Origin of the sequence: Aeromonas schubertii (assembly GCF_000820105.1) — a bacterium.
Lineage (GTDB): Bacteria > Pseudomonadota > Gammaproteobacteria > Enterobacterales > Aeromonadaceae > Aeromonas > Aeromonas schubertii.
Window position 1 is genome coordinate 1 of sequence record NZ_CDDB01000093.1, and the last position, 514, is coordinate 514.

The 514-nt window shown below is 66.3% G+C and carries 1 protein-coding gene; it reads left to right on the top strand.

Annotated elements, in window-relative coordinates; all coding sequences use genetic code 11:
* Positions 1-496 (top strand): energy-coupling factor ABC transporter permease (locus BN1133_RS17835; RefSeq protein WP_050667801.1); only part of this gene is annotated, 496 nt, incomplete at its 5' end.
* Positions 497-514 lie beyond the last annotated feature (18 nt).

Below are 514 nucleotides of genomic sequence, written 5' to 3' on the forward strand. Positions count from 1 at the left end.
GCTGCTGCGCGCCGGCCTCCATCAGGGGCTCTCCATTCACTTTCTCGGCCTCACCGCCCTGACCCTGCTGCTCGGCTGGCGTCTCGCCCTGCTGGCCGGCACCCTCACCCTGCTCGCCCTCACCGGTTTCGGGGTCGACAGCCCCACCCTGCTCGGCAGCGAACTGCTGCTCGGAGTGGTGCTGCCCGTGCTGGTGAGTCAGCTCCTGTTTCTGGCGAGCTGGGCCTGGCTGCCGCGCCACCTCTTCGTCTATCTCTTCGTGGCCGCTTTCCTGGGCGGCGCCGTCACCATCTCGGTCAAGGTGTTGGGCACCGCCCTCTGGGCCGGCTTGAGCGGCGCCTATCCCTGGCACACCATCGAGGAGAACTACCTCTCCATCTGGCCCCTGCTGCTCTTCCCCGAAGCCCTGCTCAATGGTATGACCATGACCCTGCTCGCCGTCTATCGCCCCCACTGGGTACACAGCTTCCACGACCGGGTCTATCTGGGGCGCTGACGTCATAAAAAACGCCCC